We start from the raw sequence: 14,754 nt of genomic DNA, 5'->3' as shown, positions 1-14,754 counted from the left end.
CCCATCCGGCGCTGCTCCGGGGTGTCGACGAGGAACAGCCCGCCCAGGCTCCAGAACGCCTGGCCGCCCAGCGACTGCTCCGGCTCCTGGTCGACCAGCAGCACGCGGCGTCCGGCGTCCGCGGCCTCCGCTGCGGCGGCCAGGCCGGCCAGCCCGTGGCCCACGACGATCACATCGGCGTCCATGCCTGGCGACCCTAGCCAGGCTCGCGGCACTAGGGTCCTGCCCGTGAGCGACGCCACGAACGAACGCCCCTTGGAGGAGGGCATCGAGCGCGACTTCAGCCGCCAGATGTCCTACCGCGACTACCTCCGGCTCGACACGCTGCTGTCGGCGCAGCGACCGCTGAGCGACCCCCCGCAGCACGACGAGCTGCTGTTCATCATCCAGCACCAGACCACCGAGCTGTGGCTCAAGCTGCTCGTCCACGAGCTGCGGTCGGCCCGCGCCCTGCTGGCCGCCGACGATCTCGCGCCGGCGCTGAAGCGGATGGCGCGGGTCAAGCACGTGCAGCACACGATCACCGACCAGTGGTCGGTCCTGGCCACCCTCACCCCGTCGGAGTACGCGCAGATCCGGCCGTTCCTGGCGACCTCGTCCGGCTTCCAGTCGGCGCAGTACCGCGAGGTGGAGTTCCTCCTGGGCAACAAGAGCGCGGAGATGGTCAAGGTGTTCGCCCACGACCCGGTCGCGCAGGGCGAGCTGACCACTCTGCTGCACGAGCGGTCGCTCTACGACGAGTTCCTGGCTCACCTGGCCCGGCAGGGGTACGCCGTACCTGCTGGGCGCCTCGACCGCGACTGGTCCCAGCCCTACCGCTCCGACCCGGAGCTGGTGCGGATGTTCGCCGATGTCTACGCCGCCCCGGAGGAGCACTGGGGCGTCTACGAGACCTGTGAGGAGCTGGTCGACGTCGAGGACAACTTCCAGCAGTGGCGCTTCCGCCACCTCCAGGTCGTGCAGCGCACCATCGGCCACAAGGTGGGCACCGGCGGCTCCACGGGCGTCGACTTCCTGCGCCGCGCCCTCGACCTCACCTTCTTCCCCGAGCTCTACGAGGTCCGCACCCTGATCGGCCCTTGAGCGGCTTGCGCTGCTTTGCCAAATCCCCCGCTGAAGCGGGGGATTTGGCACTTCTTGGCCGCTGCAACCCCCGGGAAGTGACAGGAGAGGCCAGGAAGTCCGGACGTCGGTGGGTTCCGGCAGGATGGCGGCATGCTGCTGAGCGCGCTCGTCGAGACCTCGACGGTCGTCACGGCCACCCGCTCTCGCAAGGCCAAGGTCGCGGCCATCGCCGAGTGCCTCGCCAGGGCCGGCATCGACGAGCTGCCCGTCGTCACGGCGTACGTCGGTGGCGCCATCCGGCAGCGACGCACCGGCGTCGGCTGGCGCGGGCTGAGCACGCTGCCCGAGCCGGCCGCCGAGGCCTCGGTCTCGGTGCTCGAGGTCGACGAGTCGCTCGGCCGGCTCGCCGGGCTGGCCGGAGCCGGGTCCCAGGAGCTGCGCGCATCAGGGGTGAGCGACCTGTTCGCCCGGCTGACCGCCGAAGAGCAGCGCTGGCTGCGCGGGGTGATGACCGGCAACATCCGCCAGGGCGCCCTCGACGCCCTCGTGCAGGAGGCGATCGCGTCGGCCTCGGGTGCCAAGCTCGCCGCCGTACGCCGCGCGGCGATGCTGGCCGGCGGCACCGTGCCGATCGTGGTGGCGGCGATGACCGGCGGCGAGGACGCCCTCGCCGAGGTCGGCCTCGAGCTCGGACGCCCGATCCTCCCGATGCTCGCCTCGACGGCGACCGACGTCGGCGCAGCGATCGCGAAGGCGGGCGGCGGGCCGGGCACCCCCGTCGCGGTCGACACCAAGCTCGACGGCATCCGGATCCAGGTCCACAAGCATGGCGACCACGTCGTGATCGCGACCCGGAGCCTGGACGACATCACCGACCGGTTGCCCGAGGTCGTCGACCTCGTGCGCGCCCTCCCCGCCCATGACCTCGTCCTGGACGGCGAGGCGATCGCCCTGGACGCGCATGGCCGCCCACGGCCCTTCCAGGAGACCGCGTCCCGTACGGCGATGGGTGCCGGCGTCGCCGTCACGCCGTACTTCTTCGACGTGCTCCACGTCGACGGCCGCGACCTCCTCGACGTCGACGGCCATCAGCGCCTCGCCGTCCTCGATGACCGGGTCCCCGACGCCCACCGCGTCGCCCGCCTGGTCACCGACGACCCCGTCGCGGCCGAGGCCTTCGCGCGAGACGCCCTCGCACAAGGACACGAGGGCGTCATCGTCAAGGACCTCTCGATCGGGTACGCCGCCGGCCGTCGCGGGTCCGGCTGGGTCAAGGTCAAGCCCGTGCACACCCTCGACCTCGTCGTCCTCGCCGTCGAGTGGGGCAGCGGCCGGCGGCAGGGCTGGCTGTCCAACATCCACCTGGGCGCCCGCGACCCGGCGGCGAACGACGGCGCCGGCGGCTTCGTGATGCTCGGCAAGACCTTCAAGGGCATGACGGACGAGATGCTGGCCTGGCAGACCGAGCGGTTCACCGAGCTGGCCGTCGACCCCGAGACGGCGCGCGACCACTACGTCGTAAAGGTGAGGCCCGAGCAGGTCGTCGAGATCGCCTTCGACGGCCTCCAGCGCTCCACGCGCTACCCCGGCGGCCTGGCCCTGCGCTTCGCCCGCGTCGTCCGCTACCGCGACGACAAGTCCCCCGCCGAGGCCGACACCATCGAGACCCTCCGGGGGCTGATGCCCGATCAGGCGTAGATGGCGACCATGGCGGCGACGAAGATCAGCACGCTGACGCACCCGAGCGCGATGGCCCAGCGGGCGGTCGTCCGGCCACCGAGAGGGCCCTCGGAGGCGTCGATCCGCCGCAGGGCGTGCCGACCCATGACGATCGCCGGGATGCCGGCCAGGATGCTGAGCGGGACGATGCCGAGCACGCCGAGGATGAGCGCGTTGCGCGCCCGGCTGTCGATCGCGCCGGCGGGGAACTGGTCCTCGAGCGTGGTCGGGATGCCCGGCACGGCGCCGGGTGAGTAACCGTTGGCGAAGACCCCGCTGCCGCTGCTGCTGCCTGGGCTACCGCTGAACCTGCTCGTCGACTGGGCCCTCTGTTCGCTCCGAGTGGAGCGTCATTCTATCCCTGGCGGAGGTACTTTCGACCTGTGATCGAGCTCCACCGCGGCGACGAGATGGCACTCCGGCACGACGACGGCACGTCGTACACCCGACTCACGATGGGGGTCGGCTGGGACAAGAAGTCCGGGGCGGGAGCGCTGTCCGGGGCGAACACGCCCGAAGTCGACCTCGACGCCTCCGCCGTGCAGTACGCCGGCGACCAGCTCTTCGACCTGGCGTTCTTCAACCACCTCGCGACCCGCGACGGCTCCGTCACGCACCTCGGCGACAACATCAGCGGCCGAGGCGAGGGGGACGACGAGCAGATCGCGGTCGACCTCACGAAGGTCTATCCCAAGGTCGACACGATGCTGTTCCTGGTGAGCAGCTACCAGGGCCACAGCCTGGAGTTCGTCCACCACGCCTACTGCCGCCTGCTCGGCGATGACGGTGAGGAGCTCGCCCGCTTCACCCTCACCCAGGGAGTGCCCCGGACGGGCTTCATGCTCGCCAAGATGGTCCGCGACGACGACGGGTGGCGGCTGCACGCGATCGGTCAGGGCATCGCGGTGACCGTTCCGACCGAGTCGCTCGACGTCCTCCAGCGCTTCGTCTGACCCGCAGGCGTCGGGCGTCGCTCAGCCCGTCGGACAGTTGAGCTCGGCACCGTCGGGGTACTTCACCGGCATCGGCCCCCCGGAGATCGGGTACGTCGCCTCGCCGGTGAGCGCCTGCTGGGTGTGGTTGTCGCCCGCCTCGTGCACCTGGAGCTGGGCCACGACGTGGTCGCTCTCGGGATGCACCATCGTGCTCACCGTGTCGCCAGCGCCGTAGGTGTAGCCGAGGACGAGCTTCGACCCGTCCCAGTGGCAGGACTCGAAGCGGACGCCGCCCGGGTGTGCGCTGAGGTACCACCCGAGGCTGGTGACGACCAGCCCGATCGCGAGCAGCCCGCTCACTCCCCACAGCCAGAACCTCATGGGACCAGTCTTACGGGCACCGCCCCCGGAGCCGGGGACCTGGGCCGGGATCCGGTCGGTGTCGTTGCTCACGACGAGGTCGGCGGCGTGAGTGGAAGCTCGGCCAGGACACCCGTCAACGCCGCGCGGATGCGAGCCGCCTGGGCCGCGCGGCGTACGTCGTCCACGCGCCTGCGCGGCTGCACGTAGAGGCCGTCGTCGGCGAACCGCGGCAGGACGTGCTCGTGGTAGTGCCAGACGTCCTGGTTGCCGGCCGGCTCGTTGTGCTGGCGCGAGCTCGTGCCCTCGGCACCGAGGGCCTTGAAGGCCAGCGACACACGCCGTCGCAGCGCGGAGACGCGACCCAGCGCGCCGTCCGGGATGTCGTAGAGGCTCTCGTGGTGGACGACGGGGATCACCAGCACGTGACCTGGATAGTCGGGATCAGCCGAGAACTGGCCCGCGGACACGAAGGCGCAGAGGTCGGACGCCCGGAACACGACGTCGTCCGGAGCCGTCCACACACTCTCGTCGAAGCGGTCCTGGGCGACTCGGCAGAACGGGCAGTCGTAGTCGGGGGGCTGGTGACTCACGCACCCACGCTAGTGGCGTGCGCGCCTGGTCACCGCTCGAGGATGGCGGTCACACCCTGGCCGCCGGCAGCGCAGATGGAGATCAGGACGCGGCCCGAGCCCTTCTGCGCCAGCAGGTTGGCGGCGACGTTGAGGATGCGGCCGCCGGTCGCGGCGAACGGGTGACCGGCGGCCAGGGACGACCCGTGGACGTTGAGGCGGGAGCGGTCGATCTCCCCCAACACCGAGTCGAGGCCGAGACGCTCCTGGCAGAACACCACGTCGTCCCAGGCCTTCAGCGTCGCGAGCACCTGGGAGGCGAACGCCTCGTGGACTTCGTAGAAGTCGAAGTCCTGAAGGGTCAGGCCCTGCCGCGCCAGCATCCGCGGAACGGCGTACGCGGGGGCCATCAGCAGGCCCTCGTTGCCGTGCACGAAGTCGACCGCCGCCGTCTCGTGGTCGACCAGGAACGCCAGCGGCTCCAGACCCCGCTCGGCCGCCCACGCCTCCGAGCCGAGCAGCACCGCGGAGGCACCGTCGGTCAGCGGCGTGGAGTTGCCCGCCGTCATCGTGGCGCCCTCGCCCTTGCCGAAGACGGGCTTCAGCCCGGCCAGCGACTCCACGGTCGCCTCGGGCCGCAGGTTGGAGTCGCGCTCGAGCCCGCGGAACGGCGTGACCTGGTCGTCGAGGAGCCCTGCGTCGTACGCCGCCGCGAGGTGCTGGTGGGAGGCCGCGGCCAGCTCGTCCTGTTCCTCGCGACCGATCCGCCACTCCAGTGCGGTCAGCGCGGCGTGCTCCCCCATCGACAGCTGCGTCCGGGGCTCCCCGTTGCGCGGCACGTCGAGCCCGATGTCGGTCGGCCGGATCTGCGCCAGGGCCGTCAGCCGCCCCCGCGTGTCACGCGCCGCGTTGACCTTCATCAGCTTGCGCCGCAGCTTGTCGCCGACCGCGACCGGGGCGTCGGAGGTCGTGTCGGCACCACCGCCGATGCCCGACTCGACGATGCCGAGCGCGATCTTGTCCGCCACGTGGATCGCCGCCTGGAGCCCGGTGCCGCAGGCCTGCTGGAGGTCGATGCCGGGGGTCTCGGCGGCCAGGTGCGAGCCGAGGACCGACTCGCGCACGAGGTTGTAGTCGCGCGAGTGCTTGAGCACAGCGCCCGCGACGACCTCGCCGACCTGCTCGCCCTCCAGGCCGAACCTGGCGGCGAGGCCGTCCAGGGCGGCGGTCAGCATCTCCTGGTTGGAGACCTCGGCGTAGGCGGTGCCGGACCGAGCGAAGGGGATGCGGTTGCCGCCGAGGACGGCGACGCGACGCCGGGCGGTGGGCTTGCGGCTCATGTATCTATCCTGGCCGCACCGGCCACGCAGCCCAACGGAATGAGCGCCACGTCACGACCCGTTGACGACGGGCCTCGGGCAGGACCGGCGAAAGGACGCCATGACCGACCGCTACCAGGACTTCGCGTCCACCTCGCTGGGCAGGATGCTGGTCAAGAGCCTCGGGCTGCCCGACCCGGTCCGCCTCGACCGCTACGTCGCGGGGTCGCCGCTGGTCGACGGCATCGTCGTCGTCGGCGGCACCGGCCGCCTCGCCGACCAGGTGCCCGCCATCCTCGACCGGCTCGGAGTCACGAGGACCGACGCCCCCGAAGAAGGGGCGCGCTACCGAGGGCTGGTCTTCGACGCCACCGGCCTGCGCGACCCCGGTTCGCTGGTGGCCCTGCGCGACTTCTTCGGCCCGCTGATGCGCAGCCTGGACCGCTGCGCACGCCTCGTCGTGGTCGGCACTCCCCCCGAGCGGCTCCAGGGTGCCGAGCGCGTCGCACAGCGAGCGCTGGAGGGCTTCACCCGCAGCCTCGGCAAGGAGGTCGGCCGCGGCGGGACCGCGCAGCTGGTCTACGTCGCGGAGGGTGCCGAGGGGGCGGTCGGCTCCACCGTGGGCTTCCTGCTGTCACCGAAGTCCGCCTACGTCTCGGGGCAGGTGATCCGCGTCGGGGCCCGGGTGCTCCAGCCGGCGGAGGAGCCCGACTGGCGGCGTCCGCTGGTGGGCAAGGTCGCCCTGGTCACCGGCGCCGCTCGCGGCATCGGCGAGCAGATCTCGCGCGTCCTCGCCCGCGACGGCGCCACCGTCGTCGGCGTCGACGTGCCGCAGGCGGCCTCCGACCTGATCGGGCTCGCCCGCCAGCTCGATGGTGACTACCTCACCCTCGACATCACCGCCAAGGACGCGCCGAAGCGCATCGCGCAGCACCTGACCGCCAGCCACGGCGGAGTCGACGTCGTCGTGCACAACGCCGGCATCACCCGCGACCGGCGCCTGGCCAACCTCGACCCGGAGCGGTGGCGGTCCGTGCTCGACGTCAACCTGGTGGCTCCGGAGCGGATCACGGACGAGCTGCTCGCCCAGCAGGTGGTCCACGCCAACGGCCGGATCGTCGGCGTCGCCTCGATCGCCGGCATCGCGGGCAACCTCGGGCAGACCAGCTACGCCACCTCCAAGGCCGGCGTGATCGGCCTGGTCGACGCGCTGCGAGACACCCTCGACCGCGACATCACGGTCAACGCCGTGGCCCCGGGCTTCATCGAGACGGCCATGACCGCCGCCATGCCCTTCGGTCCGCGCGAGGTCGGACGGCGCCTCAATTCCCTCAGCCAGGGCGGCCTCCCGGTCGACGTCGCGGAGACTGTCGCGTGGTTCGCCGACCCCGCGTCGACCGCCGTCACCGGCAACGTCGTACGGGTCTGCGGCCAGATGCTGCTCGGCGCGTGAGCGGCCCTGACCAGGTCGCCAGGACCCTTCTCAAGGCGGCGCTTCCGTCGATCCCCGTCGTCAACCGGCTGCCAGGGGTGCGCAAGACCGCCGCCGACCCGTCGTCCCTCCACGAGCTGCGCAGCGTGACCCCAGATCCCGACCACGTGCGCGCCTACGCCCGGGTCTGCGGCTTCCCGGTCAAGGACGACGTGCCGCTGACGTTCCCCCACGTGCTCGCGTTCCCGCTGCACATGGCCGTGATGGCCGCCCCGGAGTTCCCGTTCCCCGCCATCGGGACGGTCCACCTCGCCAACACGATCACCCGGCAGCGCGTGCTCAAGGTCGGGGAGACCCTTCAGGTCGAGGTCCATACCTCGCCGACGCGACCCCACCCGAAGGGCACGGCCATCGACTTCCTCAGCCGGGTCAGCGTGGGTGAGGAGACGGTCTGGGAGGGCGTCTCGACCTATCTGCGCCTGGGCCGTCGGGAAGCAGGCCCTGCGCGCGGCCTCGCGACGAGCGCCGGGGCCGGCGACGAGGCCGACCGGGTCGTGCCGGGCCGGGTCACCTGGCGACTGGGCGGTGACGTCGGACGGAGGTACGCCGCGGTGTCGGGCGACCACAACCCGATCCATCTCTACCCGCTGACGGCCCGCGCCTTCGGGTTCCGGCGGCAGATCGCGCACGGGATGTGGACCCTGGCCCGCTGCGTCGCCGCGCTGGAGAACCGGCTGCCCGAGGCGGTGCGCGTCGACGCGGCGTTCAAGAAGCCGGTCTTCCTGCCCGGCACGGTGGCCTTCGGCCAGGACGCCCACGACGGCGAGATCGCCTTCGCCCTGACTTCGCCGACGACCGGCGTCCCCCACCTCGTGGGCCGTACCCGGGCTCCGGCGTAGTCCTGGCGGGTCTGTCCGCCGGTCACCGCCCCACGGGATCATCTGCCATGGACGTGCGCGAGGCAGACACCGACTGGGAGCTGGACCAGGTGCGCCGGCTCTTCCGCGCGCTCGTGGCGTGGCAACGAGAGCGTCACCTCGGCGACCTCGGCCCGATCGACGCCTACGTCGACGAGGGGGCCTGGGAGCGCGAGCTGGCCGGGCTCCCGGGTGACTATGCGCCTCCCGAGGGCCGGCTCCTGGTGTGCTGGGACGCCGAGCTCGCCGTCGGGTGCGTCGCGGTGAAGCGTCTGAACGCCGAGTCCTGCGAGATGAAGCGGCTGTTCGTGGTGCAGATGGCACGCGGGCGCGGGGCTGGGCGTGCCCTGGCCGAGGCGGCGTTGAGCGGCGCCCGCGAGGCGGGCTACTCCTCGATGTACCTCGACACCAGCGTGCGGCAGACCGAGGCGATCACGCTCTACCGCGAGCTGGGCTTCGCGCCGGTCGAGCCCTACCGCGACCTGCCCGAGGAGATGCTCGGCTGGCTGGCGTTCTTCCGCCTGGCCCTCTGATCGGTCGGCGGCTGGGAGCTGCCAAATCCCCCGCTTCAGCGGGGGAGTTGGCACTTCCTGGCCGTTGCAACCCCCAATAAGTGTCAACTCCCCCGCTGAAGTGGGGGATTTGACAGGCCGCTCAGCAAGGGGTGGGGGGACGACGCCGTCGTGGAAGGGACTGGTCAGCGCCGGCTGCGCCGGCGGATCAGCCCCTCCTGGGCGACCGTCGCGACCAGGACGCCGTCCTCGGTGAAGACCCGGGCCAGTGACAGCCCGCGCGACCCGCTGGCCGACGGCGACCACTGGTCGTAGAGCCACCAACGGTCCGCCCGGAAGGGGCGATGGAACCAGATCGTGTGGTCCAGCGACGCCGCGACCAGGTCGGGTGAGCCGATCTCGACGTCGTGCGGGACCAGGCTCGCCCCCAGCAGGGTCAGGTCGCTGGCGTAGGTGAACGCCGCGGTGTGCAGCATCGGGTCCTCGCCCAGCTCGCCGTTGACCCGCACCCACAGCTGAGCGCGCGCGGGGCGCTCGGTGTCGGCACCGAGGCCGGTGCGTCCCGGGTACGCCGAGTTGCCGAGGTAGCGGGTGTCGAGCGCGGCCCACTCCTTGGCGAACTCCGCGGCGGACCGCTTGTCGCCCGAGCGCAGCTCGACCAGCTGGGCGAAGGTCAGCCCTTCGTCGGGCCCCGGCACCTGCGGCATCGTGTCCTGGTGGTCGAAGCCCTCCTCGGCGCGCTGGAAGTTCGCGGTGAGGTAGAAGATCGGGTGACCGTGCTGGCGCGCGACGACCCGGCGCGTCTCGAACGACCGGCCGTCGCGGATGCGCTCGGCGTCGTAGATGATCGGGATCGTCGGGTCGCCGGGGCGCAGGAAGTAGGCGTGCAGCGAGTGCACGTCGAGGCCGTCGTCGACCGTGCGGATGCCGGCGATCAGCGCCTGCGCGGCCACCTGCCCCCCGAAGACGCGCTGCCGGTCGGTGTCGGGGCTGCTGCCCCGGAACAGGTCGGTGTCGAGGGTCTCGATGTCGAGGAGCTCCACGAGCTCCTCTGCGGACGACGGCATGGGCAGGCCGCCTACTCCGCCTCGGGGCCGTCGAGCCCGGCCAGGAACTGCTCGAACTGCCGCCCGATCTCCTCACCGGTCGGCATCGGCTCCCCCTCGGCGAGCAGGCTCCCGCCCTCCTGCTCGGCGCGCGCGAACGCGTCGTACTGCTGCTCGAGGGCCTGCACCACCTCCAGCACCTCGGTGTTGGAGGCGAGGTACGTCGAGATCTCCTCGTCGCGCTCGCGCGCGGCGGACCGCAGGCCGCTCAGGTCGACCGCGATGGCAGCCGCGCGCTCGACGTGCTCGAGCAGGGCGACCGAGGCCTCGGGGAAGTCGAGCTGGGCGAGGTAGTGCGGGATGTGGGCGACGAACCCCATCGCGTCGTGGCCGCTCTCCCCCAGTCGCAGCTCGAGCAGGGCCTGGGCGCTGGAGGGGATGCGGAGCTCTCCGCGCCACGGGCTGTCGGCCGAGAGCAGCGCGGGGTTGTTCGCGTGGTGGGTGATCGCGATCGGTCGCGTGTGCGGCACCGCCATCGGGACCGCACCCAGCCCGATGACCCGGGTCACGCCGAGCTGCTCCACCGTGTGGGTCACCGCGGCGGCGAACGCCTCCCACTTGTTGTCCGGCTCGGGCCCGTGCATGAGGAGGTACGGCGTGCCGGCGTCGTCACCGAGCAGCCGGACGACGAGCCGTGGCGCGTCGTACTGCTCGTAGTGGTCGCGCACGAACGACATCGCGGGACGACGGGCGCGGTAGTCGTGGAAGTCGTCGACCTCGAACGTCGCGACCACCCGGCCCCCGCCCGACTCGCCGGACAGGTGGCGCGACGCGATCGCCGCCGAGCCGCCGGCGTCGAGGAACCCGTCGAGCACGAGCACCATCGCCAGCTCGGTGACGCCGTCGAGCTCGGGCACGTCATCGACGATGTGAACCAGCCGGTCGGGATCTGACACGGGAGCCTCTCGGGTCGGGGACACCTCTCAGCGTCCCGGGTGCCCACCCTATTCCGCCGGCTCCAGAAGCGGGGCTGGCCTGCAGCCTCCAGCACGTTCCACTCGGTGCTCCGCTTCTGCGAGGACCTGACCGAGGCCCGGGACCGGGCCCGGGCCGAGACCCGGACCGCCGACGCGACGGGCCGTGCCGTCGGCACCGTCAAGAGCCAGGTCCCGGCCGGCCCGGCCGAGCTCCGCGCCGCGGTCGGGTTCCGCACCGACGACGGGACCGGGCTGGTCTCGCTGCTCACCTGCCAGATCGCGACCACGTGCCACGTCGCCGTGGCCGACCTGGGGGCACCCGGGCGGCGTGATCGTGCCGGACGGACTAACGGGGCGGACCGCACTGGGCACGTGCGCTCGCGGGGCGGCTCCTCCCACTTCGGCTAGTCGCGGTTCGCTTCCTCGGGGGCCGGGAGGACGTCCTGGCCCTCGGCGGCGAGCCGCTCGACGACGCCGCGGGCGATGGTCTGGGCGTTGAGCCCGATCCGGTCGAGGATCGCCTGGCGCTCGGCGTGCATCAGGAACTCCTGGGGGATGCCGTGCAGCGAGTACGGCGTGGTGACGCCCTCGTCGTTGAGCAGCGCCAGCAGCGCCGCACCGGCGCCGCCCACGCGCCCGTTGTCCTCGATGGAGACCACGAGTCGATGGTCGCGGGCGAGCTGCACCAGCGCCGGGTCGAGCGGCTTGACCCAGCGTGGGTCGACCACGGTGACGCCGATTCCCTGCGCCTCGAGGCGCGCCGCCACGTCGACGCCGACCGCAGCCATCGACCCGACCCCGACGACGAGCACGTCCTTGCGCCCGCGGCGCACCAGGATGTCGCAGCCACCGGCCCGGTCGACCGCGGAAATGTCCTCGGGAGGCGAGCCCTTCGGCAGCCTGACCACCGTCGGGGCATCGGAGACGGCGACCGCCTCGCGCAGCAGCTCGCGCACCCGCGCGCCGTCCCGGGGGCAGGCGATCCGCAGGCCCGGCACCACCTGGAGGATCGAGAGGTCCCACATGCCGTTGTGGCTGGCGCCGTCGGCGCCGGTCACGCCGGACCGGTCGAGGACGAAGGTGACCCCGCACCGGTGGAGCGCGACATCCATCAGCACCTGGTCGAAGGCGCGGTTGAGGAAGGTCGCGTAGATCGCGACCACCGGGTGCATCCCGCCCATGGCGAGGCCGGCCGCGCTGGTCACGGCGTGCTGCTCGGCGATGCCGACGTCGAAGGTGCGGTCGGGGTACGCCGCGGCGAAGGGCGCCAGGCCCACCGGGTAGAGCATCGCGGCGGTGATGCCGACGATGTCGGGGCGCTCCTCGCCGAGGGCGACCATCTCCTCGGTGAAGTAGTCGGTCCAGATCCGGCCGGCCTGCCGGGGCTCGCCGGTCTCGACGTCGAAGGCGCCGATCTGATGGAACTGGTCGGTCTCGTTGCGCTCCGCGGGGTGGTAGCCGAAGCCCTTGTGGGTGATCACGTGGACGATCACCGGTCCACCGAAGCGCTGGGCCTGCGCGAGAGCGTGCTCCACCGCGGGACGGTCGTGGCCGTCGATCGGACCGACGTACTTCAGGCCGAGGTCCTCGAACATGCCCTGTGGCGCCAGGGCGTCCTTCATGCCCTTCTTCATCGCGTGCAGCGCGTCGTAGACGGCCGGGCCGACGCCCTTGACCTGGTTGAGGCGCTTCTTGACCAGGTCGAGCATCTCCTCGTAGCGCGGGTTGGTGCGCAACGTCGCCAGATGGGTGGCCAGGCCGCCGACCGTCGGCTGGTAGGAGCGGCCGTTGTCGTTGACGACGATGACCAGCTTGCTGTCGTGGGCGGTGGCGATGTTGTTCAGCGCCTCCCAGGCCATCCCGCCGGTCAGCGCGCCGTCCCCGATCACGGCCACGACGCTGCGGTCCTCGCCGCGCAGGGAGAGCGCCTTCGCGAGCCCGTCGGCGTAGGACAGCGAGGTGGAGGCGTGGGAGTTCTCGACGAGGTCGTGGTCGGACTCGGCGCGGCTCGGGTACCCCGACAGACCGCCCTCGGTGCGCAGCGTGTCGAAGCGGCCGGCGCGTCCGGTGAGCATCTTGTGGACGTACGCCTGGTGGCCGGTGTCCCACACGATCCGGTCGCGCGGCGAGTCGAAGGTCCGGTGGATCGCCAGGGTCAGCTCGACGACGCCCAGGTTGGGCCCGAGGTGCCCGCCGCGCGGGGCGCAGGTGCGGACCAGCTCGTCGCGGATCTCGGCGGCCAGCGTGTCGAGCTCGGCGTCGGTGAGGTCGCGGAGGTCGGCAGGTGAGGTCACCTGCTCCAGCAGTCCCATCGACGTCCTCTCCTCCGGCTTCGGGCAGTCCGTCGAGTGTATCGACGCGGAGGTCGGGGCCCGAGTCGTCGGGGCACCGCCCAGGTCGGAGGCGGCGCCTCGGCGTCAGTGGGAGACGTCCGAGAGCGCTCGACGTGCACGTGGTCGAGAGTGCACACCCACTGAGCGGGGGTCCAGTGCGGCGGGGCGCGGAGCGCGAGTCGGATCCACTCGCCGCTGCGGGCTCCAGGGCGGTGACCACGTCGTGCCCGTCGTTGCGGACGGCATAGAACATGCGTCCGCGGTAGAGGATCGGGAGCGTGGTCAACTCGGTCGTCGGGCGGTTCCTTCCGTGGTGACCGGGTCGCCGAGCGGCTCGCGAGGACGCGCGAGGGCCTTGGCGTTCTGGGACCTGACGCTGCCTTCGGCGCAGCCGTGGAGCGCCGAGGTGGCCGTGACGTCGTTGAGCCACGAGTCGTCGCACTCGGCGACCACCGGGATGATGAAGTCGACCGCGCCCGGAGGGGTTGACCTCGCGGCGTCGACGGGGTCGTCGGCGGAGCTGACGCGGGGCCGGTGTGCGTACAGCTTCGCCAGGCCGTCTGGACGACGTCCTCCGCGTCCCGGCTCCTGCCGCATCCTCGCCTCCGCGTCTCACCCGACACGACGGGAGGACGGCGCGACCGGTTGCCTGCGGTGAGCAGACCACGTTCTCGAGCCGGCGGCGTGTGGCTGGCTCATCGCCCCCTGAGCCGCCGGTAGGCCTCGGAGTCGAGGAACGCCGGGACCGCCAACACCCCGGTCATCGTGAGGTCGAGACGCCGGGCCCGGTCGGGTTCGACGAACACGATCTGGCGGCCCTCGTGACACTCGACGTCCTCGTCGGCGAGATCCACGCGCGCGACGTAGACGTGGACCCGGTCGACCGACCCGTAGTGCGGGTGGAACACCTCCAGGGTCGCGAACCGCTCCAGCGTGCCGGGGGGCAGCCGCACGCCCGTCTCCTCCTCCAGCTCGCGGTAGGCACCGGACTCGCCGTCCTCCCCCGGCTCGAGGTGCCCGCCGGACAGGCCCCAGCGATCGGGGTCGATCGGGGCGTGCTCGTCGCGCTCCTGGAGCAGCACCCGCCCACGGGCATCGACGAGCAGGACGCAGCCGAACTCACGCCGCTCCGGGAGGCCGAAGCGCTCGACGTAGACCGGATGGCGCATGACGCGCGGGAGCCCGTGCACCAGGTTCCGCCCCCAGCGCAGGGTGTCGATCGTGCGCGGGTCGACGAAGACGATCTGGCGCCCCTCGTGGCAGACCACGTCGGAGTCGGTCAGGCGGGTGAGCGCGAGGTAGAGGGCCAGCACGTGGTCCTCGCCGCAGTCGTCGCAGAAGTACTCGAACGTGTCGGCGTGGGTGAGGTCGACGCCGGTGACCTCCGTCTCCTCGGCCAGCTCCCTGACCGCCGCCTCCTCGTCGGACTCCCCCGCCTCGACCCCACCCCCGACGAACGACCACTCGTCGGGGTTGACCGGGGCGTGCTCGTCGCGCTCCTGGAGCAGCAGCCAGCCCCGGGGGTCGACCAGGACGACGCCCGCGACGCGCTTGGTCACCCCACCAT

17 protein-coding genes are annotated in these 14,754 nt (G+C 72.0%); 7 read left to right on the top strand and 10 right to left on the bottom strand.

Annotation, left to right across the window (positions count from 1 at the left end):
- On the bottom strand, positions 1-185 hold a 185-nt coding region (locus VHW64_RS12845; protein WP_329650957.1), incomplete at its 3' end, for an FAD-dependent oxidoreductase.
- Between the two features lie 43 nt (positions 186-228).
- Here VHW64_RS12845 and VHW64_RS12840 point away from each other — a divergent pair.
- Positions 229-1,083: a tryptophan 2,3-dioxygenase gene (locus VHW64_RS12840; protein ID WP_329650956.1), complete on the top strand. Its 855-nt coding sequence runs from the start codon at positions 229-231 to the stop codon at positions 1,081-1,083.
- Positions 1,084-1,215: 132 nt separating this feature from the next.
- The gene (locus VHW64_RS12835; protein WP_329650955.1) at positions 1,216-2,763 is read left to right on the top strand and encodes an ATP-dependent DNA ligase; all 1,548 of its coding nucleotides are present in this window, start codon (positions 1,216-1,218) and stop codon (positions 2,761-2,763) included.
- Here VHW64_RS12835 and VHW64_RS12830 read toward each other — a convergent pair.
- Positions 2,754-3,026 carry a DUF4190 domain-containing protein gene (locus VHW64_RS12830; RefSeq protein WP_329650954.1) on the bottom strand — a complete coding sequence of 91 codons (273 nt, stop codon included), beginning with the start codon at positions 3,024-3,026 and terminating at the stop codon, positions 2,754-2,756. The genes VHW64_RS12835 and VHW64_RS12830 overlap by 10 nt on opposite strands.
- A gap of 141 nt (positions 3,027-3,167) precedes the next feature.
- On the opposite strand from VHW64_RS12830, the gene VHW64_RS12825 reads away from it, so the two are divergent.
- Positions 3,168-3,737, top strand: a complete 570-nt coding sequence (locus VHW64_RS12825) for a TerD family protein (RefSeq protein ID WP_329650953.1) — start codon at positions 3,168-3,170, stop codon at positions 3,735-3,737.
- Positions 3,738-3,758: 21 nt separating this feature from the next.
- Here the strand turns inward: VHW64_RS12825 and VHW64_RS12820 are convergent, their stop codons facing one another.
- From VHW64_RS12820 to VHW64_RS12810, 3 genes are all read right to left on the bottom strand, one after another.
- Positions 3,759-4,100: a hypothetical protein gene (locus VHW64_RS12820; protein WP_329650952.1), complete on the bottom strand. Its 342-nt coding sequence runs from the start codon at positions 4,098-4,100 to the stop codon at positions 3,759-3,761.
- A gap of 68 nt (positions 4,101-4,168) precedes the next feature.
- Positions 4,169-4,672: an HIT family protein gene (locus VHW64_RS12815; protein ID WP_329650951.1), complete on the bottom strand. Its 504-nt coding sequence runs from the start codon at positions 4,670-4,672 to the stop codon at positions 4,169-4,171.
- A 29-nt stretch (positions 4,673-4,701) separates the two neighbouring features.
- On the bottom strand, positions 4,702-5,991 hold the full coding sequence (locus VHW64_RS12810) for an acetyl-CoA C-acetyltransferase (protein ID WP_329650950.1): 1,290 nt from the start codon (positions 5,989-5,991) through the stop codon (positions 4,702-4,704).
- 100 nt (positions 5,992-6,091) lie between these two features.
- Between VHW64_RS12810 and VHW64_RS12805 the strand changes: the two genes are divergently transcribed.
- The 3 genes from VHW64_RS12805 to VHW64_RS12795 are packed head-to-tail and all read left to right on the top strand — an operon-like array spanning position 6,092 to position 8,852.
- Positions 6,092-7,423, top strand: coding sequence for a 3-oxoacyl-ACP reductase (locus VHW64_RS12805; RefSeq protein WP_329650949.1), 1,332 nt, complete (start codon positions 6,092-6,094; stop codon positions 7,421-7,423).
- Positions 7,420-8,301 (top strand): MaoC family dehydratase, encoded by an 882-nt coding sequence (locus VHW64_RS12800; protein ID WP_329650948.1) that lies wholly within the window; start codon positions 7,420-7,422, stop codon positions 8,299-8,301. The genes VHW64_RS12805 and VHW64_RS12800 overlap by 4 nt, the downstream gene beginning before the upstream one ends.
- 47 nt (positions 8,302-8,348) lie before the next feature.
- Complete coding sequence (locus VHW64_RS12795; protein WP_329650947.1) at positions 8,349-8,852, top strand: GNAT family N-acetyltransferase; 504 nt, start codon at positions 8,349-8,351, stop codon at positions 8,850-8,852.
- A gap of 164 nt (positions 8,853-9,016) precedes the next feature.
- Here the strand turns inward: VHW64_RS12795 and VHW64_RS12790 are convergent, their stop codons facing one another.
- Together VHW64_RS12790 and VHW64_RS12785 are read right to left on the bottom strand one after the other, a co-directional pair.
- Positions 9,017-9,898: an acyl-CoA thioesterase II gene (locus tag VHW64_RS12790; RefSeq protein ID WP_329650946.1), complete on the bottom strand. Its 882-nt coding sequence runs from the start codon at positions 9,896-9,898 to the stop codon at positions 9,017-9,019.
- Between the two features lie 11 nt (positions 9,899-9,909).
- Entirely contained in the window at positions 9,910-10,833 is a 924-nt protein-coding gene (locus VHW64_RS12785; RefSeq protein WP_329650945.1) for a PAC2 family protein, read from the bottom strand.
- Positions 10,834-10,872: 39 nt separating this feature from the next.
- On the opposite strand from VHW64_RS12785, the gene VHW64_RS12780 reads away from it, so the two are divergent.
- A complete protein-coding gene (locus VHW64_RS12780; protein WP_329650944.1) occupies positions 10,873-11,262 on the top strand; it encodes a hypothetical protein in 390 nt (129 codons plus the stop codon).
- Here VHW64_RS12780 and dxs read toward each other — a convergent pair.
- The 3 genes from dxs to VHW64_RS12765 all read right to left on the bottom strand — a co-directional run bounded on the left by dxs (position 11,259) and on the right by VHW64_RS12765 (position 14,746).
- On the bottom strand, positions 11,259-13,166 hold the full coding sequence (gene dxs, locus VHW64_RS12775; RefSeq protein ID WP_329650943.1) for a 1-deoxy-D-xylulose-5-phosphate synthase: 1,908 nt from the start codon (positions 13,164-13,166) through the stop codon (positions 11,259-11,261). The two genes, VHW64_RS12780 and dxs, sit on opposite strands and share 4 nt — an antisense overlap.
- Before the next feature lie 303 nt (positions 13,167-13,469).
- Positions 13,470-13,784, bottom strand: coding sequence for a hypothetical protein (locus VHW64_RS12770; RefSeq protein WP_329650942.1), 315 nt, complete (start codon positions 13,782-13,784; stop codon positions 13,470-13,472).
- 98 nt (positions 13,785-13,882) lie between these two features.
- Positions 13,883-14,746, bottom strand: a complete 864-nt coding sequence (locus tag VHW64_RS12765; RefSeq protein ID WP_329650941.1) for an NUDIX hydrolase — start codon at positions 14,744-14,746, stop codon at positions 13,883-13,885.
- Positions 14,747-14,754: the final 8 nt, after the last annotated feature.

Source organism: Nocardioides sp. (genome assembly GCF_036267815.1).
GTDB lineage: Bacteria > Actinomycetota > Actinomycetes > Propionibacteriales > Nocardioidaceae > Nocardioides.
This window is presented reverse-complemented; position numbering and strand designations above follow the sequence as displayed.